The following is a 19,112-nucleotide window of genomic DNA, read 5'->3' on the forward strand; positions in this document are numbered from 1 at the left end:
GGGGTGGGTCGTGAGGCATGGGTGGTGGGAGGCAGCGGTCCGTCCGGTCTGGCGCTTGGCGCCGGCCGGCATCCCGGCGGGGCCGGGAGATGCCGGCCGTGGCGCAGCGGGACAGCCGTGCGGCAGGTGGTCGGTGTTCGGGCTCAGGCGTTTTGCGGATCCTTGCGGCCCAGCAGGTGCACCGCTTCGGCAGCGATATAGCGATTGGGGGTGCGGTAGGCGGTGGGGCCATCGTGCGGGGTGCCGTAGGTATCGAATTCCTTGGGCAGCGGCGAGCCGTACCAGACAATCGCGTTGTCCAGATGGTCCTGGCTCCAGACGACAGGTGTCCAGGAGGGATCATGGATGACGTAGCCGGGCGTGCCCACGAGCTCGATACGATTGCCGCCCGGTTCCAGCACATAGACGAACTGCGCCTGGCTGATAGCGTGCAGGGCAGGTCCTGCTTCGATTTCCAGGCCATAGTCGGTCATCACATCGCAGATATCCGCCAGATGCTGGGTGTTGCCATACAGGAAGGCCAGATGGTGCAGGCGGCCGCCGGGGCCGGCACCATCCTGCACCAGCGCGATATCGTGCGACCGGCTCATCAGCCGGAGCCAGGCACCCATCTCTGTTTTATCGCTGAAGACGATATGCTCGCTCAGCTTGAATCCCATATGTTCCTGCAGGAAGCGTTTGTTGTCGGTCACGCTGCGCGACAGGATGTTGATGTGATCCAGGCTGTGCACCGGCACGCCACGCAGCGGGCGGCGCTGTATGCGGTTGCGGACGACGCTTTGATCGGCCTTGGGGGTTTCATAATAGGAGACATCCCAGTGCAGGCGTTGGACGGCGCCGTCCGGCAGGGTGAACTCATAGGCCGGACCGATCCCGTTTTCGCCTTCCACCCAACCTCGGCCCAGGCCGGAGGATTCAATGGTGCGTACCCGGCGGTCCAGGGCTTGCGGTGACATGGCGCGCCATCCGGCATGGCCCATGCCGGGCCGTTCCCGATAGGTGATTTTCAGGGAATGCGCATAGGGATCCTGCCAGGCGCGTAGGAAGACCGAATCGCCGCTGCGCGAGGTTTCGATCATGCCCAGCAGGTCTTTGAAGAACCAGAGCGTAGCATCGACATCCGGCGAAAACAGTTCAAAGGACGACAGGCTGGCAATATCGAAGACGGGTTCGATGAAATCGTGATGAGAGGGGTTGGGGTGTGGCATGTCTTCTCCATGGGGGATAGGTGGCCGGACTCTGCCTGCCGTCCGCAAAGGGGGCAGGCGGGTCCGCGCTCTTTCCTGGCGTGGTGGCGGCGATGGCTGCACGAGTGGACTGAAGCCAGGCTGCCGCTGGCCAGCCAGGGTGATTTTCAATGTAGTTTCCGGGGCCGGAGAGCGTCCAATACCTTTGCTGGCGGACTTGATACCCGGAATGCAAGGGCTACGGGTTGGGCTGGCGGAGGTGGGGTGCCGGCGCCGCAGCGGGCCGGGCAAGCGGCCAGAATTGAAAGTACTGGGCGAAGAACACCATGGCGGGAAAAGTCACGGCCAGCATGCTTGCCGCCAGCCAGAGATCCAGGGCATAAGGCGCAGCGCCGCCGGACAGGCCGAAGCGCCAGAGGGCAATGGCGCGATACAGGGCATACATGAGTTGCCCCAGCAGGCCGGCCGCCAAGGTCAGGCACAGCCCGCGCCAGGGCTGGGGCAAAACCAGCTGCGGCACGCCTTCGAGCATGACCAGCACGATGAACAGGCCGAAGATGCTGGCGACGCAGATGCGCGTCATGAACACGACGACATCCATGGCTGCCCACGACAAGCCCATGCACAGCAGCAGCGCAGTGCAGGCGGCCACGCACAAGCCCGCCGTCAGCCCGCGCCAGGGTTGGCGCGTCAAGCGCGGCCAGCGGCGGGCTGCTGCGTCGAGCGGCCAGAAATCCAGCAGCACCAGCACCAGCATGAAACTGAGCGCAGCCAGGCTGGCGGTCAGCGGCAACCAGGCCGTCCAGATGCCTTGTGGATCCAGGTTGCTGAGGTAGAACGGTGCCTGGGCGGCAAAGGAAAAATTGAAGAACCGGGTAAACAGCAGCCAGGTCATGGCATAGGCGCCTGCCAGCAGTGCCAGGCCCTGCAAGCCTGGTGAACGGAACAGTTGCTGGAAAGGCCAGGCCTGGAACAGGACGATCAGGGCCAGGGTGACGGGTACTGACAGGATCAGGTACAGAATCGTGAACGGAGTGGGTGGTGTGGCGCCCGCGCCGGTGATTTGCAGGGCCAGATAGGCGATGATGACAGCGCTGATCAAGGTGCCGGCGGTGTGCAGCAAACCGCGCCAGGGTTGCGGCAGGCTGGCCGCGCGGGCCGGCCATTGGCCTTGCCAGAGCAGGCTGACCACCATCTGCGTCGGTACCATGGACACCATGATGAGTGACACCCAGCTGTCGAGGAACGCCGGGGAAAAGGCAGTGGCGGCGGCCAGCGCCAGCACCAGGATCAGGGCGAGGGCGCAGAGACCGCGTTGCAAGGATGCAGGGCGGATAGGCATGAAAGTGTCTCCTGTTTTATTTGTCGGGGCCGTAGCGGAACGGCGCGACGACTATAGGGAGACGGGCAGGCTGGCGTCCAATACCGATGCATGCCGCAGTTCATACTGTAAAGGTATGCCGCCGGAGGGAAGCCGCCGGGTGCGGCCGTTGCGGCAGGGGCAACGAGGATAGGCCGGCAGCGGGTTTCAGTCGGGCGGGCACAGGCCGGCAGACGCATCGCCCTGGCGGCGGTAGGCCCGCAGCACAGCCAGGAACGCGTGCAGCGCAGGGGAGTGATCGTGGCGGCGGTACAGGCAATCCAGCGTGATGTGGCGCAGGCTGCTGCTATGCAAGGGGCGGTAAACGACGCCGGGCAGCCGCAGGTTGGCGGCTGACGCAGTCGTGATGCACACGCCGAACCGGCTGGCAACGAGCGCGATGCTGGTCAGAACATCTTCGGCTTCCTGGGCGACGGCAAGGGTGATGCCTTCATCTTCAAAGGCCTGCGCAACCTCCTGGGCCAGCCCATGGACAGGCAGGTTGGGATAGAGGATCAAGGGTTCGCCGTGCAGGTCGGCCAGGGTGATGGCAGTGCGCCCGCAGAGGGGATGGCCCTCATACATGGCGACCAGAAAGGGTTCGTCCAGAACGTGCTCGACCGCGATGTCGTCTTCCTCCGGCATGAAGCGGTTGAAGCCGATATTGATGCGGCGTTCCCGCAGGGCTTCGAGTTGCTGGCTGCGGTTCATATTGTGCAGGCCGATGCGTATGCCGGGCCGCTGTGCATGAAAGATGGCGAGCAGCTCAGGAATCACATGGATCACGCCGGAGCTGAAAATGCCGACGTCCAGGCGTCCCATCAGGCCCTTACCGGCCAGTTGGGTCTGCTCCTTGGCGCGCCGGGTCAGGTCCAGGATATTGGGGACTTCGGCCAGCAGCGCCTCGCCGGCCTGTGTCAGTTCCGCGCCTTTGGGTGTGCGGATGAACAGGGCCGTCCCCAGTTCTTCTTCCAGGGCGCGAATCTGCCGGGTCAGCGGCGGCTGGGCGATGTGCAAGCGTTGCGCGGCACGCCCGAAGTTGAGCTCTTGGGCGACTGCCAGGAAGTAGCGCATCTGCTTCAGATCCATGAACGGGGAAGTCCTAGGTGGCAGGAAAGACTGGCCGGCCAGGGCAGGCCGGCGATGCCGGGGGGCTTTTTCAGAATATCAAAGATCGCCGGCAGGCTCCAGACTGTTCACATGGTGCGCGGCCCGATGCAGGTGGGTCATGATGTGGCGCAGCAATGGGGAGGGTGCGGCATCGCTGCGCAGGATCGCGCCGATTTCCAGCGCATGGCCTTGTTCCTGGATGGGGATGACCGAAATGAAGGGAGCGGCCAGCGGATGCCGGGCGATCTGGCTGGGCATCAGGCCGACGTAATCACCCGTGGCCACGAGCGACAGCAGGGCCAGCGTGGAGTTGACGATGGCTCCGACTGGCGGTGCAGCCAGGCCATTGCTTTCATACAAGGTACGGGCGTAGCCGGATTCCCCTTGGGCGCCGGTAAACACCCAGCGTGCGCGTTGCAGATCCTGCAGTGTGCGCGCCTGCAACCAGTGGCTGCCCTTGCGGACGGTAGGCACCATGGTGGTTTGGATCAGGGGTTCGACGACGAATTCTCCTGGCGGCAGGTCGCTGGGAATGCCGCCGACCGTGATATCGACTTCCTGCGTGCGCAAGCGCTGCAATTGCGCGATGTAGAGCTCTTCGCTGACCCGCAGCCGGACATCCGGATAGGCCTGGCCGAAGGTGCGCAGCAACTCCGGTACCAGCAGCATGACGGCGACCGGAACGGCGCTGATATGCAGATCGCCGACCATATGGCCGCGCATCCGGTGGATTTCATCGACGGCCAGATTGAGTTCGCGCGTGGCTTTCAGGGCGCGTTCATAGAGCACTTTGCCCTGTGCCGTCGCTTGCACGCCGCGTGAGGTACGTGTCAGCAGCGAACTGCCAAGCTCCAGTTCCAGCTCGCGTATGGTTTTGGTCAGCGCTGGCTGGGAGGTGCCGGTACGGCGCGCAGCACCGCGCAGGCTGCCTTCTTCGACGGCTGCGACCAGGGCGTGCAAGGCGGCCAGCTTCATGGACATTTCCTGTGGAACGGAACTCGGGAATGAGTGAAAACCCGAGATTCCATTTGGTTATCACGATGCCAAAGCCAGCATCTGGGCGGCTTCCGGCGGCTGGCAAATAATACGCAAGCAACGACCGGCGGCCAAGCACGATGCCGTAACGGCCGGTTCTAGACAGGAGGATTTTCATATGGCCAGGATTATTGGCGCGATTGCTGCATCGCATACCCCGACCATTGGTTTTGCCTTTGATGGAGACAAGCGCCGGGACCCGGTCTGGGCACCGATTTTCGAGGGTTTTGCGCCGGTTCAGGCATGGATCGAAGCGCGCAAGCCGGATGTGCTGCTGTTCATTTTCAACGACCATGTCACCTCGTTCTTTTTCGACCATTACTCCGCGTTCGCGCTGGGGATCGGCGAAAGCTATGGCGTGGCGGACGAAGGAGGAGGCGCGCGCGACCTGCCTGCGGTGCCTGGGCATCCGGCCTTGGCGCGCCATATCGGGCAGTCACTGATGAGCGATGAGTTCGACATGTCATTTTTCCAGGGCAAGGCGCTGGATCACGGCTGTTTTTCCCCGTTGTCCGTCATGTGCCCGCCGCAACCTGAGTGGCCTGTGCCGATTGTGCCACTGCAGGTAGGCGTCCTGCAGTTTCCAGTACCGACGGCGCGACGCTGCTACAAGCTGGGCCAGGCGCTGCGCCGCGCGATCGAAAGCTACCCGGAGGATCTGAAGGTCGCCATCGTGGCAACCGGTGGCCTGTCGCACCAGGTGCATGGAGAGCGCGCCGGGTTCAACAATCCCGATTGGGATGAGCAGTTCATGGCGCTGCTGGAAAAGGATCCCGAATACCTGACCCAGCTGACCCAGGCAGAGTATGCCGAGCTCGGCGGCCTGGAAGGGGCCGAGGTAATCATGTGGCTGGTGATGCGTGGCGCGTTGTCAGCCGGCATACGCAAGGTGCACCAGAGCTACTACCTGCCTTCCATGACCGGTATTGCGACGGCCATTTATGAAAACGAGGCGGTCGCCGCACCTTTGCCGGCCACGCTGGCGCGTCACCGGGCCAGGATGGCGAGCGAACTGGCCGGTGCGGAAAAACTGGCGGGGACCTATCCGTTTGACCTGGCACGCAGCGTGAAGGGCTATCGCATCAATCGTTTCCTGCACGATCTGACGCAGCCGGAACGGCGGGCCGCGTTCCTGCAGGATCAGGAGCGCTGTTTCAGGGAGGCCGGGCTGAGCGACGCAGAGCGCGCGCTGATCCGCGAGCGCGATTGGCGTGGCCTCATCCATTACGGCGCGTCGTTTTTCGTGCTGGAAAAGCTGGGCGCTGTCGTTGGGGCGTCCAACCTGCATATCTATGCCGCCATGCGCGGCGAAACACTGGCGCAGTTTCAACAGACCCGCAATGCGCCGGGCGCGTTGTATTCCGTCGCCGGCCAGCAGGCTGGCCGGCCGGAATGGGATCAGCCTGCTTCTGGCGCCTAGCCCTGGCGGGCGCATTTTTCATCGGGAGACAGTGCCGGACGCATCCGGCCGACGGCAGCAAAAACTGCCCTCCCGAGTTCATTGCCGGTGCCGCTGGCGGCACTTCAATCAAGGAAACAAACCATGATTTCAAAAAAATATCTTTCACTGCTGGCCTGTGCGGCTGCCGTGGGCATGAGTGCCACGACACAGGCGGCGCCTGTGGTGCTGAAGGTAGCGCATCAACTGCCGCCCGTATCGGCGGCGCATACGACATTCATCGTGCCATGGTGCGAAAAAATCGAGGCCGAATCCAATGGGGATCTGAAATGCCAGATTTACCCGGCACTGCAACTGGGTGGAACATCCGCGCAGCTTTTCAATCAGGTGCGGGATGGCGTGGCGGATATCGTCTGGACCTTGCTCGGCTACACGCCAGGCCGCTTTCCTGTGTCAGAGGTATTTGAACTGCCGTTCCTGACCACCAAGCATGAGCCTTCGGCGCGTGCCATCTGGGATTTCGTGGCGCAGCATGGGGCCAATGAATTCAAGGGAGTGAAGCCTCTGGCCGTGTGGGTCAATGGCGCCAATCAGTTGCACATGCGTGACAAGAAAATCGAAACCCTGGCGGATTTGCGCGGCCTGAAAATACGCGCCCCGTCACGCCTGGGGAACAAGATCCTTGCCGCCCTGGGCGCAACGCCGGTAGGCATGCCGGTGCCGCAGATGGCGGAAAGCCTCTCCAAGGGCGTGATCGACGGTGCGCTGGTGCCCTGGGAGGTGCTGCCATCCACCAAGGCGCATGAATTGACCCGCTATAGCGTGGAAACGGCGGGCAGTGAAGCGATGACGACGGCAACGATGATTTACGTCATGAATCAGCGCAAATACGACAGCCTGACGCCTGCGCAGAAACAGGTGATAGACGCCAATAGCGGACGGGAAATGTCCGCCTGGGTGGCCTCTCGTTTCGAGGCGGCCGATGCCGTTGGCCGGGAGGTGGCGATTGCACGCGGCAATGATGTCTATGCCATCAGCGAAGCGGAAACCGAGCGCTGGAAGGCAGCCACGCAGCCTGTCATCGAGGAATGGATCCGGGAAGTCAGCAGCAAGGGGCTGGATGGGGCCGCCTTGGTGCAGGAAGCGCGCGAGCGCGTTCAGCATTACACCGCTCAGGCGCAATAAAAAAGGCCGGCCCGCCAGGCGGAGGTGCCCTGGCGGGGGGCTCAAGCCTGGGAGGAGGGCGGGGTTTGCGCCGGATCCTGGGGCGGTGGGTGTGCAGTGCTTGCAGTCGTGCCTGCAGTTGCGGCCGTGGCCTGGGCCGTCGCCTGTCTGGCGGCTTCCGTCGCCTGTTGGTAGGCGGCCTGTTTTTCCGCCAGCTGTTTTTTCTTCTGCCTGTCGTTCAGGTTGTGGATCACGGTCGTGATGTAGGCGGTGAAGATCGGGAAGGTCGTCATGCCCACTACCGCCAGCGTTGCGGTACAGATTTTGCCTATCGTGGTCGTCGGAATGATGTTGGAGCCGACGGTCGTGACGGTCATCGACGCCCACCAGAGTGCATCAGGGTAGGATTTCACCAAGGGATTGATACCGGATTCGAACACGTAGAAGATCAGCGTTTCAAAATAGGTAATCGAAAAGAAAATCGCTAGGTAGGTAATGAACAGACCGGACACCCGGTTGCTGACCACCATCTGCACCAGAATGATCAGCGCGGCGCCACCACGGATAATCGGTAGAAACCGCAGGAGGTACAGCACTTCGCTGGAGAAATCCAGCGAGAATCGTGTAATGAGATAGGAATAGGGCACGGACAGAACAATCAGCACGAAATTCTTGAAAAAGAATCGCAATCTGTCGTGCGCAATAATCAAAAGCAGGAAGAAATCCAGCAGGAAATAGAGACAGACGCCCAGCTGAATTTTGGTGTAAATGGTATCGCCGGTAAATGCCGAATTGGAAAAGGCTTCAAAAGAAATGCTGACAATCAGGACAAGCGAAGCCAGCACGCCGAAAAGATTCAGCGTTCGGGCCATCAGATACTTCCAGCGGGATTCAGTGTTATTCATTCTGCCAGCAGTGGCTCAAGGGACGGCGGGATAGGGAAATGCCCAGACCGGAGCGGCCATGCGCAAAAATAACGGATATTTGCCTGCGTCGCCAGTCCGTTCCGTGTGCGTGTGTAAGTTGGCTGACGCTTGCCTATGTCCTTGACAACGATGCGCCCGGGCAGGCCTTGTAACGGACCCTTGCAGGGCAAAGGTAGCCAGAACGTGGCGAGACAGGGAAAATGGCGGATTGACTCGCGAAAACGCTGGATTGACTTGCATGAATGGGAAATTTGCTTTGCTGGCCCTGGGCCTGGCGGCAGGCCTGGGGGGATGCGCCTCCATGTCGGAAGAAGAGTGCCTGACGGTGGATTGGCACGAGCAGGGAATGCGTGAGGCCGTCAATGGCACGCCGCGCTCGAACTTCATCAAGGACCGCGAGGCATGCGCGAAGATTGGCGTGGAGGCAGACGAAACACAATATATGGCTGGCTACGCGGCTGGCATTGCCATGTTCTGCACACCGGAAAACGGCTTGCGATGGGGGCGTGAAGGCCGCACTTACGCCCAGACTTGCCCGGTGCAGCAGTCCCTGGCCTTCGAAGCCAATTACCGTGCGGGGTATTCCGTCTATCAGGCAGAGGAAGCCATTGTCGCGCTGCATGCGGAACAGGATCGGCTGGAAAGCCAGCTCGACAAGGCGGGTGACGACAAGGAGCGCCAGCGCCTGCGCCGCGAGTTGCGCCGCCTGGATGAGCGCCTGCGCGATGCGCGCACGGATCTGATCCGCATGGAGCGGCGCTTGAGCGGTAGCCAGGCATCATGACCGAGTTTGCAACCTGGGCCGCGGCCCATCCTTATTATTGGCTTTTCGCCATGCCGGCTGGCGTGGCCATACTGGCCGCCCTGGCCTGGCGCAGCCTGGCGGGCTTGCAGCCGGGCTGGCGCCGCACGGCGCTATACGGGGGCTTTGCGCTGGCGATGTCGGCGCTCTTTCTGGTGCTGGCGGCAGCGGTTGCCCAGCCTGGCGGCATGGTGACATTCGATACCGCGCTGGCGGAAGCGCTGGGGGAACAGATGCCAGGCGGCTTGCTGGCCGGGCTGTCTTGGTTCACCTTCCTGGGCGACCGCTATTTCCTGCTCTTGCTGTCCGTGCTGATGCTGGCGCTGCTGGCCTGGCGCCGGCGCTGGTGGCTGTGCGGCACGGCCGTGCTGGCAACGGCCGGCGGCGGGGCGCTGAATTGGGTGCTCAAGCATCTCTTCCAGCGCGTTCGCCCGGAGCATACGCATGGCTATATCGAAGCGACGGGATTCAGCTTTCCCAGCGGCCATGCCTCGGCGTCCTTGATCATATACGGCTTTGGCTGCTACCTATTGCTGCGCCTGTTGCCGGAACGCTGGCATATGGCTTGCATTGCCGTGGCGACAGGCCTGGTGGCGGCGATCGGTGCAAGCCGTATCTTGCTGCATGTCCACTTTTTCAGTGATGTGGTGGCAGGTTTTGCGGTGAGTGCGCTGTGGCTGGCTTTATGCGTGTTTCTGGCTGAACGCTGCCTGGCGCGCCAGACCGGCAGGTAGTTGGGCGCAGGGGGCGCCCGCCGCGCCTCACGCCTTATCCGCTGGCTTTTCCGGCATGCTTTGGCCTGCCAGGCGCAAGGTTCTGGCCAGCAGGACTTCATAAATCGGCTTGCCACCCAGGCCGGCTGCGACCAGATGGGCTGTGACGGCGGTGAGCAGCGAGGGAATCGCCAGGGCATAGGTGCCCGTCAGCTCCAGTACAAGAATAATGCCGACCAGCGGGGAGCGCACCGTGCTGGAAAACAGACCGGCCATGCCGGCGGCAGCAAAGGCGACCATGGCGCCGGGCGGCAGCGTGATGACATATCCGAGCAGGGTGGCAAACAGAATGCTGCTGGTCGTGGCCAGCGCCAGGATGGGGGCGAAGATGCCTGCAGGCACGCCGGTGGAGTAGCTGGCGGCAGTCAGGAAAAAGCGCAGCAGAATGACCAGACCCAGCAAGCCGATGGGCAGCGGGTTGCTGACCAGGGCCACTGCCAGGGATTCCCCGCCGCCAGTGGCTTCGGGGAACAGAATCAGCATCGGGCCGATGATCAGGCCCAGCAGCGCGGGAATCAGGTATGGCGATACTTTCAGGCCGACTTTCTGCGAGAGATTCAGCCCGGCGATGATGGCGCGGTTGAAAACGACGCCCAGCACGCCCAATACCAGCCCCAGCACGATAAAGGCCGGCAGGAAATACGTGGGCATGTGCTCGGCGCTCATCGACATGTAGGGAATCGAGCCTGTCAGCGCGGTGGTGGTCAGGCCGCTGAAGCCACAGGCAATGATCACTGCGCCATAGGTATTGATACGGTAGGGAAAGGCGTCGCGCGCCTCTTCGATAATGAAGGCAATGGAAGCCAGGGGCGCATTGAAGGCGGCGGTGAGGCCGGCGGCGCCACCGGCGCCCCACAGCGCGCGCGCTTGCTCTGCCGCCAGGGTGAAGCGTGAACTGATGGCTTTGGCGATGGAGGCGCCCATGTGAATGGTCGGGCCTTCACGGCCACCGACCAGGCCAGCGCCCAGCGCCAGCGTGCCGCCGATGAATTTGACGGGCAGGACGCGTTGCCAGCGGATTTCACGCAGGCCTTGCATGGCGCCTTCGATTTCCTGTACCCCGGAGCCGCTGGCTTCCGGTGCGTAGCGGCGCACCAGGGCAACGGCGGCACAGAACATCACGGCCGAGAACAGGGCCATCACGATATATAGCAGCGGGCCGGAAAGCTGCAGGGTTTCCGGCAAATGACGGCTCCAGGCCAGGGAGCGTTCGACAAGGCTGTGAAAGGCGCTGCCCAGCACCCCGGTCAGGGTACCGATGATGGCGGCAAGAAAATAATAGGTCCGGTCGCTGATCTGGCGCGGCATGGCTCTGAATATCAATGCAGTTCATGGGCCGGGCACAGGCGCAGGCCCGGAGTGGCCGGTCGGAAAACGGAGGAAACGGTTTCGCTATTCTACGAGGGTTTGGGGATGCGCTTATCGCGGCAGGGGATTTTGACTTTTATTTTGTGAATGAATGCAAAATTTTCTGGCGGGAGGCTGGGCAGTGCGGGGAATGTGTCTGTGGTTTGAGTGCTTGCATGCCCCGGGTCTTTTCGTTTTGTGTTTCAGCCATGAATAAAAGCGGTGCGCCGGAACCGGATAGATGTTAAAGGAGACAATTTCCCGGCCAGTGATTTAATTGCGCCGGGCTTGCGCTGCGTCAAAGGAATGCCGGGGCAAAGGACCGCCGGGTTCCTATAATGGACTTGAAAGATTGATTAAGAATGCGGGCGCAGAAACGGCTGAGTCGGCAATCATCAGCGGGTAATTGCAGCAGAGGTTTTCAGTTGCGGTTTTTCGCTGAAGGTGAGTCTGGCTTTTGACGAGATGCGCTGCTGGATGGTTTATTTGAGGAAAGCCTGGCGCTTTCCATAATTCGGGCGGGATGATGCCGGTGTTGGCCTGCGTTGCCGTCTTCAACGGGAGAACGAAATTGATTAAAGAAGTTACTGGCGATATCTTGCTGTCCAAGGCTGACCTGCTGGCTCACGGGATTGCAGCCAATGATCCCTTCGATAGCGGTCTGGCATTGGCGTTGCGCGAGCGTTGGCCGTCGCTGGTACGCGATTACCGTCACGATACCCGTTCCAAGGCGATCGAGCCCGGTGAAGTCTGGGTCTGGGCTGGCGTGGACGAGAACGGCGGTATGCGCCGCATCGTGAATCTGGTCACGCAGAATAGCGTGGGCGATGGCCCGACGGCCAAGCCGGGTAAGGCGACCTTGGAAAATGTGCGGCATGCACTGCAAAACCTGGTTCGCCTGGTGCAGAAGGAAGGCATTACCAGCCTTGCGCTGCCGCGCCTGGCGACGGGTGTGGGTGGTCTGGAGTGGGATGCAGTGAAGCCTCTGGTTGAGCAATACCTGGGCGAACTGTCGATTCCCGTGGTCGTCTATACGGTGTACCAGAAGGGTCAACAGGCCGACGAAGGCCTGTAATCCGCAGGCGATGTGCCTGTCGGCAGCGGGGGGCAGGTCTGGATCTGCCCCCCGCTGCTGCCAGCACGGCTTCGGTATCAGGAAAACCAGCGCTGCCAGAAACGCTTTCTTTGCGGTTCTGGCGTTGCTGTTTTTGGCGGCGCAACGCCATCCTGCGCCGCCGATAGTGCGGATGCCTCGGGGCGCGCATTGGTTTCCGGCAGTATCTCAGTGGTCTGTGCCGTCTCGGCGGCTTCTGGCATTTCGTCGGCCGGTTCAGGTGTTTCTATCCTGGCACGCGTCTCAGCCGTTGCGGACACCAGGCTTGCGTTCGTGTCCTGGCGCAGCGGCCGTGCGGCCCGGATGGCTTCGCCCCGCTCGCGCCAGGCCTCGAAACGCGCCAGGCGCTGCTGCAGCCTATCAAGCTCACGGGAAATGTCCTGCAATTGCGCTTGCAGCGGCGCGAGGCTGGGGAAAAAGTGGGTTTCGAACTCTTCACTCTCTATGCTGGCAACCAACAGGCGGCTTTCTTCGGATAGCTGGGCGCAGAGCTTTTCGATGGCCGCCTGGAACATGCGTTTGCGTTGCTCCTGCTGCCAGGTATCCCAGACTTCCAGGGCCAGCCCCAGGATGGACAACATGCCGTTGATGCCTTTGGCCAGATTGACGGCGCCAAAGGATTTGAAAACCAGATACTTGCCTATATCCATGCCCATGGTTTTGGCAATACTGCTCAGGCCGTCACGGGCAGCAAGAATGTGCTGCGTGTTGATGAGGTTGCTGCCGGCCAGATAATGCAGCCCTTGTTTGCCCAACGTGGCAGCCATGCTGTTGAAGTGCGAGATGCCGGACTCCAGGCTGATCTGTATGCGGTTCAGGTCTTCGGTGATGTTGCTGACTTCTTCGACAAAGTATTCTTTGATGCGCTGGCGCACCAGGGTAGCTTCGGAACCGATTTCACGGTGGTAGAAATCGGCAAAGGTGTCGGGTGATGTGCCTTGGGCTTGAAGAATGAGTTCTTCGATATAGCGCACGATCTTGCCACTGAGCCGTACCCGGGCCTGGGCAATCTTGTGTTGAACCTGGAAAATTTCCGCTTGTTGCGCCCGGCGCATGGCGTCGAGCTGGCGGCATTCGGCCAGCAGGCTGGCCGTGCCTTCCCTGGCTTGCGGCAATTGCTGCGCCAGCAGGTCGGCGATGATACTGTGGCGCATGGCCAGGGCCAGTGCCAGCGGGCCCCCACTGTGTTCTATGCGTTGCTGCGTGGCGGTTTGCAGGGTATCTATGTGCGACAGGCGCCGGAACTGTTCCAGATGCTGCAGCCAATGCGCCGTGCCCAGGCCGAATGGGTTGGCGGCTACCGCAGTAATGCTCAAGCTCGCACGTTCCTGCTCCGTCAGCGCCAGGATGGCGTCCAGGCGTGCCGTGACGCTTTCCTGCTTGATCGCCAGCTTTTCCTCGTAATCGGCTTCATCTTCGATATCGGCGACTTCATCAAAGCGGCCAAGGACAAACACGGTTCGGGGCAACAAGTTCAGCGTGCGGAACAGCCATTGCAGTTCCTCCGCATGGCTGTGCTTGACGGGATTGGTGGCATTCATGACGTACAGCACCAGATGGGCGGCGCTGACATATTGCCGGGTGATGTCGCGGTATTTCTCCAGCGCCAGCGTATCCGGGTTGAATTGTTCCTTGAAGCCGAAGAGCCCGGGCGTATCCACCAGTTCCAGTTGCTCCCCGATGTCATAGCGTTGCACGGCATCGGATGATTCACTATGGCTGATGCGCATGGTCTCGGTGTCCAGCCGCTCCAGCCAGGCAGCCGCCAGGGCCGTTTTGCCTTCCGAAAATCCGCCGATCAGGACGATACGCAGCCGCTCCTGGCTCAGGTCCTGCCTGGCCTGCGCCAATTTGCTCGCCAGCGTGGCTGGCAGCGCGACCCCCAGTGCCTGCCCCTGTTCAAGAAAGGCAGCGAGCTCGTCGAGCAGGGTCAGGGCCCGTTGCTTTTGCTCAAGGAAGGTATCCAGTGTCTGGCTCATTGAGACATTCCGTAAGAGTCATGGCAGCCTGGCAAGCAGCCCGGACAGGCCATCGCTGGCCTGTTGCATGGCGCCGTGCATCAGGCGTACCGATTGTGCAGGAAGGTTCAGGTTTTGGTGCACAGGCTCGGCCAGTTGCCTGAGCCCGGCATTGAAGACATCCAGTTGCTGCGCCAGACTTTCCTTGAGCGCGTCGAACATCCGGCCGATATTGTCATCGGCAGCCTGGCGCTGCTGCGCCTGTTTGTGTCGGCTGCTGAGCATGCCGCGCACGGAGTTGTACAGGCTGAGTGCGACGGTGGCGGCACCGATGGCAGCCAGTATCCAGCCCGCAGGGTTCCAGACCAGCAGGGCGGCGCCGCCCAGCGTAGAGGCCAGATTCACGGCCTGGAAATTGCGCCGCAAACGGAATTTCAGTTCCATGGCGGGCAAGCTCGGCTGGAAGGCGGGCAGCAGAGACCGGGACAACACATTTTCCGTTTGGGCGGCTGCGCGCCGGGTCAGTTGCTCCAGTTGCGCCTGGAAGGTTTCCAGAATCGGCGCAACCGTGCTGGCCAGCGCGGTTGTCAACTCGGGGCCGCTGTCTTCGGTGTAGCGCCGCAGGCATTTCTTGAACTCGCTGTGACTGATGTTGCGGTCGATGTCCGCGTGAATCTGCTGCCGCAGGCGGGCGCGCGCGCTATCCAGAACCTCGCTGCAGGCGGCGCGCAGGGCTTGTTCGGTACTGAAGCAAATCGCGTCCAGTTCGCGCCGGTCGTTGGCCGCTTGTTGCGCCAATTGCGTGGCCGTGTGCAGCAACTGCTGGCTGATCTGCTGCAGCAGTTGTTGGCCGCGTACCAGCGCGGCGCGGATCTTATGAAGATTGGCCTGGCGGATTTTTTCGCGGTAGCCCTGGCAAAGCTCCTTGCCGATGAAATCACAGAAGGCCCGCATATTGCTTTTTTCCAGCAATTGCTCCGGTGGCATGGCGGCAAGGAACTTGGCGCGGGCGCGGTGCAGCGAAGTGCCGGGCAGCAGGGCGTCGGCAACGGCATAGAACGCTGGCAAGGCACTGATGCTGATGGTGTTGCGGTAACTGCTGCCCAGTTGCTCGCGCAGGCGATTTTCGAGTTCCAGCAGGCCCCTGGTTTCATCAGGATCCAGCAAGGTGGCGCCTTGCAGGGCTTGTGGGTTGGTCACGCGCTTATTGAATACGGACCAGACTTCGGCCTGGTCGGAGAGCTGTGCACGTATTTTTTCCAGCGTGCCGGGGGTGCCGGGTTCGCCCTGGTTCGGGGGCGCAGCCTTGGGCGTAATGTAGAACACGGCATGCGCCTGGCGGATGGCGGCCTGAATGCTCGCCAGGACATCGTCCTCCTTGCCTTCGATGCCGGGGACGTCGATCAGTGCAAATTTCTGGCCCTGATATTCAAACTCGTAACGCCTGGCCGTCCGGGTGAAGTCGGCATGGCCCGTGCCGATGATGGCGCCATCCTGCAGCGCGGCCAGTTCGGCATGACGCGCCAAGGCAGTGCTCTGTTGCTGCATGGCATCGGCCAGGCGGGTATCAAGCAGGGCGATGTTGGCAGCCGTACCCGCTTGTTCGTCGTCCAGCGCAGTTCGCAATGCCTGCAGCCTTTGCTCCGCTTGCGCCAGTTGCTGCTCTTCGGGCAGCGGCCGGAACCAGTGGAGCATCTTCTGCAGCCAGTTTAGCGATGCCAGATCCGCTTGCAGCTGAATACGCAGGCTGGCGGCTTCCTGTCTGGCATCTTCCAGCGCTGCCGTGTGCGCCGACTGCTGTGCGGCCTGCCGGATGCGTGCCTGTTCAATTTCCTCTGCCAGTTGCTGCGTGGCCTGCGCCAGCTGTTCCAGCACGCTGGCTTCCTGGGGGGCGTCCTGCGCCAGTTCGGCGTAGCGGGCGCGTTCGGCCAGCTTGCCAGGTTCCCCCAGCAAAATGCGCAGAGTTTCAATAATGGTGGATTTGCCGGCATTGGTTTCGCCGTACAGGGCGATTGTGAAGGTCTCCCATTCGGCAGCATCTTCCAGGCGGCTCAGATCCTGATCCAGCTGTTCGCGGTAGGCAGCCAGCCGGGCCAGCGCGAGATCGCGCGCCTGTGCCTGGGCGGCGGGTAGAGGCTCGGCAGTAGGCGTGTGGCCGATTTCCGTGATCAGGGCATCGAAGCGCTGGCGGAGTTCGGCATACAGCGCGGCAGAGGGCGGCATCGCATGGGCGGGCAAGGATGGCATGGCTCACCTGTGAAGGCGGAATAGCCTTCGATTGTAGAGCAAGGCCTCAGGGTAGAATTCCTCTGCCCGGAAGGCTTGGCCGGGGACGTCGCCATGGGAATGGCAGCCGTCCCGCTATGGCGCTATCAAGGCCGGCCGCAACGATGCGTCCGGGTCAAGGAAGAGATGAAGGCGATGCATGAAAAATTCAAGAACCGGCTGCTGCTGGGCGTGGCAATGTGTTTGGGGGCAGCCGCGTCCCATGCCGGGGATCAACCGCGTTTTAACCTGGCGGAAGCGGCCCGGCCAGCCTGGGCCTTGCAACTGACTCCTTATCTGTGGGCGGCGCGCTTGGATGGGTCGGTGTCGCCTTTCCGGCGCAGCCCGACCATCACGGTGGCGAAACCTTTTTCAGAGATATTCGACGATCTGAACTTCGGCGGGTTCATCGACTTATGGGGGCGGCGCGGCAACTATGTGCTGGCTGCGGATGTCGCCTACACCGATATCACCGATAGCCGCACGACTGGCCCCTTGCCTGTGCTGGCAGGCACGCAGGTGCTGGATGGCTCAGCCGATACCCGGCAACTGACCGTCACCTTCAAAGGCGGCTACCGCGTCCATGAGGGTGAAAAGGAAGTGTTGGAACTGCTGGCCGGTGTGCGCTACTGGCATATTTCCAATGACGTCAAGCTGCGCTATGGCAATGTCAGCCGTTCCTATGGGGAAAGCTTTTCCTGGGTGGATCCGGTGTTGGGCGGGCGTTTCCGCTACCGCTGGAACGATCGTTGGCAGGTGCAGGTTCAGGCCGACGTTGGCGGCCTGGGAGCGGGTGCGCGGTTTACCTGGAATGTGCTGAGCGTTGTCAGCTATAACATTTCCGACCAGTTTTCCGCTTCGGCCGGCTACAAGATGCTGGGTGTGGATTACCGTTCGAACGGGCATGTCTTCGATACCGTCATGCGTGGCCCGGTGATCGGATTGACCTACCGGTTCTGAGGCAGGGGAAGCATGGCGCCAGTGAGATCCGCCAGGCCAGCGCGGACCACGCCATCGTTTGATGGGCAACAGGCATCCATCCTGGATGCCTGTTTTCTTTTGTTTGCAGTTTGATTTTCCGTATTTCGACGCTTGCCTTTTACTGGCCAGCGGCAGAAATATTCGATTGTTTTTTATCAATCATCGGAATTTCAGGTCGAAATGACCGGGATGTTGGCAGATTGATGAGTATCTGTACGGTATCTGAATAGTGCCCGTCCATTTATCTCATATTCAATTATTCGCATTTATTTGAATATCAAAAAACAGCAATTTTATTGTTGCTAGAATTTTTCCTGGAATGGCTTGCCTGGTACGAAAAACCCTGTACTTCGTATGGAAACAGCGTCTTTATTGCTGTCGCGAAGCGGGTCGGATAGGCGCCAGCGCAGTGAGCATGCGGCGAAAAGCCGTCCTGTTTTTCTCCAGTTGAACCCTCGTTGCCGGGCCTTGATGGGGCAGGTACGGAGGTTTTGCGCCAGGTAAAAATTTATTCAATTAAAGGTGATGAGTATGCCGACTGTTGCAGATGAAATTGGGAATTTCCCTGGCAGCAATATCTCTCTGGTAGAACCCAGTATCGTCAAATTACCCATTTCACCGGAATTGGTGACGGCATATGAAAAGTCTGGCAATAACCTGATATTGAAACTGGAGAACGGAAAGAATGTTTCTGTTCTCGATTTCTTCAAGGTTGCCGAAGACGGTACGCGTAGCGAACTGGTGCTGGAAGCCGCGGACGGTACGCAATACTGGGGGCAGTACGAACAGCCCTGGTCTGAGTTTTCGTTCACGCAGATTGATGAAACCGAACGCAATGCGTTGGCCGAAGCCGAAGCAGAAGCGGCTGCGCGTGGGGATAGCGCAGCGCCGGTGGAATTGACGGGTGGGGCCGCTGAACATGATTTCAATTGGCTGGTTGGTGCATTCGCCGTCCTGGCTGGAGCCGGGATCGCGATCTTCCGCGACAGCCTGTCTTCCTCCGGCAGCACCGGTGAGCCCTCAGACAAGGAGGCGCCGGGTGCTCCGACCGACGTTGGCTTTGCCGACGATGGCAAAACGCTGGTTGGCAAGGGCGAGCCGGGTGCGACGGTCAACGTCAAGGATCAGGACGGCAACCCGGTGCTGGATGCCAACGGCGATCCGATTACCGGCAAGGTGGATGATGACGGTAGTTTTTCCGTCGTGATCGAGCCGCCGCCCGCAGCGGGGACGGAATTCGACGTAACGCTGACCGATGGTGCGGGCAACGAGTCTGACCCGACGAAAGTCGTGGCCCCTGGTGATCCGACCAACCCGGACACGGAAGCACCTGAAGCCCCGACGGACGTGGCCTTTGCCGAAGACGGCAAGACGNTGACGGGCAAGGGCGAAGCGGGCGCNACGGTGGTGCTCAAGGACAAGGATGGCAACCCGGTGCTGGGNGCNGATGGTCAACCGGTGACGGGCCGGGTGGGGGCTGACGGCAGCTTCTCGGTGGTGGTCGANCCCGCACCNGCGGCNGGNACGGAAATCCAGGTCAGCCTGAAAGACGCGGCAGGCAATGAGTCCGACGCCACGACGGTCACGGCCCCTGGNACCCCGACCAACCCCGANACGGAAGCNCCNGNNGCCCCGACGGACGTGGCCTTTGCCGAAGACGGCAAGACGCTGACGGGCAAGGGCGAAGCGGG

At 61.3% G+C, this 19,112-nt stretch carries 16 protein-coding genes and 2 pseudogenes; 10 read left to right on the plus strand and 8 right to left on the minus strand.

The annotated features are described in order from the left end of the window. Nucleotides 1-143 precede the first annotated feature (143 nt). The 4 genes from ACNA1V_RS16485 to ACNA1V_RS16500 all read right to left on the minus strand — a co-directional run bounded on the left by ACNA1V_RS16485 (nt 144) and on the right by ACNA1V_RS16500 (nt 4,632). Nucleotides 144-1,208 (minus strand): VOC family protein, encoded by a 1,065-nt coding sequence (locus ACNA1V_RS16485; RefSeq protein ID WP_415834677.1) that lies wholly within the window; start codon nt 1,206-1,208, stop codon nt 144-146. A 217-nt stretch (nt 1,209-1,425) separates the two neighbouring features. Next, nucleotides 1,426-2,529, minus strand: a complete 1,104-nt coding sequence (locus ACNA1V_RS16490; RefSeq protein WP_415834678.1) for a hypothetical protein — start codon at nt 2,527-2,529, stop codon at nt 1,426-1,428. Nucleotides 2,530-2,715: 186 nt separating this feature from the next. Beyond that, complete coding sequence (locus ACNA1V_RS16495; protein WP_415834679.1) at nt 2,716-3,636, minus strand: LysR family transcriptional regulator; 921 nt, start codon at nt 3,634-3,636, stop codon at nt 2,716-2,718. Nucleotides 3,637-3,714: 78 nt separating this feature from the next. Next, nucleotides 3,715-4,632, minus strand: a complete 918-nt coding sequence (locus ACNA1V_RS16500) for a LysR family transcriptional regulator (RefSeq protein ID WP_415834680.1) — start codon at nt 4,630-4,632, stop codon at nt 3,715-3,717. A gap of 178 nt (nt 4,633-4,810) precedes the next feature. Here ACNA1V_RS16500 and ACNA1V_RS16505 point away from each other — a divergent pair, with 178 nt between their 5' ends. Both ACNA1V_RS16505 and ACNA1V_RS16510 read left to right on the plus strand, forming a co-directional pair. Continuing rightward, entirely contained in the window at nt 4,811-6,112 is a 1,302-nt protein-coding gene (locus ACNA1V_RS16505; RefSeq protein WP_415834681.1) for a gallate dioxygenase, read from the plus strand. A gap of 123 nt (nt 6,113-6,235) precedes the next feature. Beyond that, entirely contained in the window at nt 6,236-7,276 is a 1,041-nt protein-coding gene (locus ACNA1V_RS16510) for a TRAP transporter substrate-binding protein (protein WP_415834682.1), read from the plus strand. Nucleotides 7,277-7,317: 41 nt separating this feature from the next. Here ACNA1V_RS16510 and ACNA1V_RS16515 read toward each other — a convergent pair whose 3' ends face one another. Further along, nucleotides 7,318-8,127, minus strand: a complete 810-nt coding sequence (locus tag ACNA1V_RS16515) for a potassium channel family protein (protein WP_415834683.1) — start codon at nt 8,125-8,127, stop codon at nt 7,318-7,320. Between the two features lie 292 nt (nt 8,128-8,419). On the opposite strand from ACNA1V_RS16515, the gene ACNA1V_RS16520 reads away from it, so the two are divergent. Both ACNA1V_RS16520 and ACNA1V_RS16525 read left to right on the plus strand, forming a co-directional pair. Further along, the gene (locus tag ACNA1V_RS16520) at nt 8,420-8,965 is read left to right on the plus strand and encodes a DUF2799 domain-containing protein (RefSeq protein WP_415834684.1); all 546 of its coding nucleotides are present in this window, start codon (nt 8,420-8,422) and stop codon (nt 8,963-8,965) included. Then, the gene (locus ACNA1V_RS16525; protein ID WP_415834685.1) at nt 8,962-9,717 is read left to right on the plus strand and encodes a phosphatase PAP2 family protein; all 756 of its coding nucleotides are present in this window, start codon (nt 8,962-8,964) and stop codon (nt 9,715-9,717) included. The genes ACNA1V_RS16520 and ACNA1V_RS16525 overlap by 4 nt, the downstream gene beginning before the upstream one ends. Nucleotides 9,718-9,744: 27 nt before the next feature. Here ACNA1V_RS16525 and clcA read toward each other — a convergent pair whose 3' ends face one another. Then, entirely contained in the window at nt 9,745-11,064 is a 1,320-nt protein-coding gene (gene clcA / locus ACNA1V_RS16530; protein ID WP_415834686.1) for a H(+)/Cl(-) exchange transporter ClcA, read from the minus strand. Between the two features lie 610 nt (nt 11,065-11,674). On the opposite strand from clcA, the gene ACNA1V_RS16535 reads away from it, so the two are divergent. Next, on the plus strand, nt 11,675-12,178 hold the full coding sequence (locus tag ACNA1V_RS16535) for a macro domain-containing protein (protein WP_415834687.1): 504 nt from the start codon (nt 11,675-11,677) through the stop codon (nt 12,176-12,178). A 77-nt stretch (nt 12,179-12,255) separates the two neighbouring features. Here ACNA1V_RS16535 and ACNA1V_RS16540 read toward each other — a convergent pair whose 3' ends face one another. Further along, nucleotides 12,256-14,196, minus strand: coding sequence for a LeoA/HP0731 family dynamin-like GTPase (locus ACNA1V_RS16540; RefSeq protein WP_415834688.1), 1,941 nt, complete (start codon nt 14,194-14,196; stop codon nt 12,256-12,258). Between the two features lie 18 nt (nt 14,197-14,214). Further along, nucleotides 14,215-16,422, minus strand: a complete 2,208-nt coding sequence (locus tag ACNA1V_RS16545) for an SMC family protein (RefSeq protein ID WP_415834689.1) — start codon at nt 16,420-16,422, stop codon at nt 14,215-14,217. Between the two features lie 174 nt (nt 16,423-16,596). Between ACNA1V_RS16545 and ACNA1V_RS16550 the strand changes: the two genes are divergently transcribed. The 5 genes and pseudogenes from ACNA1V_RS16550 to ACNA1V_RS16570 all read left to right on the plus strand — a co-directional run. Next, the gene (locus ACNA1V_RS16550; protein ID WP_415834690.1) at nt 16,597-17,400 is read left to right on the plus strand and encodes a hypothetical protein; all 804 of its coding nucleotides are present in this window, start codon (nt 16,597-16,599) and stop codon (nt 17,398-17,400) included. A 552-nt stretch (nt 17,401-17,952) separates the two neighbouring features. Further along, a partial coding sequence (locus tag ACNA1V_RS16555) for an Ig-like domain-containing protein (RefSeq protein ID WP_415834691.1) occupies nt 17,953-18,795 on the plus strand: 843 nt, incomplete at its 3' end. Nucleotides 18,796-18,867: 72 nt separating this feature from the next. After that, nucleotides 18,868-18,926 (plus strand): annotated as a pseudogene (locus tag ACNA1V_RS16560) (hypothetical protein); the annotation flags it as partial. A 19-nt stretch (nt 18,927-18,945) separates the two neighbouring features. After that, nucleotides 18,946-19,016 (plus strand): hypothetical protein (locus tag ACNA1V_RS16565; protein WP_415834697.1); only part of this gene is annotated, 71 nt, incomplete at both ends. A 34-nt stretch (nt 19,017-19,050) separates the two neighbouring features. Then, a pseudogene (locus tag ACNA1V_RS16570) lies at nt 19,051-19,112 on the plus strand (hypothetical protein); the annotation flags it as partial.

The organism is Kerstersia similis, from assembly GCF_965139615.1.
Lineage (GTDB): Bacteria > Pseudomonadota > Gammaproteobacteria > Burkholderiales > Burkholderiaceae_B > Kerstersia > Kerstersia similis.

Bases quoted from the DNA above. Each gene is read 5' to 3' on its own strand.
- ACNA1V_RS16550 (WP_415834690.1), top strand. From the start codon at position 16,597: ATGCATGAAAAATTCAAGAACCGGCTGCTGCTGGGCGTGGCAATGTGT.
- ACNA1V_RS16485 (WP_415834677.1), bottom strand. From the start codon at position 1,208: ATGCCACACCCCAACCCCTCTCATCACGATTTCATCGAACCCGTCTTC.
- ACNA1V_RS16525 (WP_415834685.1), top strand. From the start codon at position 8,962: ATGACCGAGTTTGCAACCTGGGCCGCGGCCCATCCTTATTATTGGCTT.
- ACNA1V_RS16500 (WP_415834680.1), bottom strand. From the start codon at position 4,632: ATGAAGCTGGCCGCCTTGCACGCCCTGGTCGCAGCCGTCGAAGAAGGC.
- ACNA1V_RS16510 (WP_415834682.1), top strand. From the start codon at position 6,236: ATGATTTCAAAAAAATATCTTTCACTGCTGGCCTGTGCGGCTGCCGTG.
- ACNA1V_RS16515 (WP_415834683.1), bottom strand. From the start codon at position 8,127: ATGGCCCGAACGCTGAATCTTTTCGGCGTGCTGGCTTCGCTTGTCCTG.
- ACNA1V_RS16495 (WP_415834679.1), bottom strand. From the start codon at position 3,636: ATGGATCTGAAGCAGATGCGCTACTTCCTGGCAGTCGCCCAAGAGCTC.
- ACNA1V_RS16540 (WP_415834688.1), bottom strand. From the start codon at position 14,196: ATGAGCCAGACACTGGATACCTTCCTTGAGCAAAAGCAACGGGCCCTG.
- ACNA1V_RS16545 (WP_415834689.1), bottom strand. From the start codon at position 16,422: ATGCCATCCTTGCCCGCCCATGCGATGCCGCCCTCTGCCGCGCTGTAT.
- ACNA1V_RS16520 (WP_415834684.1), top strand. From the start codon at position 8,420: ATGAATGGGAAATTTGCTTTGCTGGCCCTGGGCCTGGCGGCAGGCCTG.
- clcA (WP_415834686.1), bottom strand. From the start codon at position 11,064: ATGCCGCGCCAGATCAGCGACCGGACCTATTATTTTCTTGCCGCCATC.
- ACNA1V_RS16505 (WP_415834681.1), top strand. From the start codon at position 4,811: ATGGCCAGGATTATTGGCGCGATTGCTGCATCGCATACCCCGACCATT.
- ACNA1V_RS16490 (WP_415834678.1), bottom strand. From the start codon at position 2,529: ATGCCTATCCGCCCTGCATCCTTGCAACGCGGTCTCTGCGCCCTCGCC.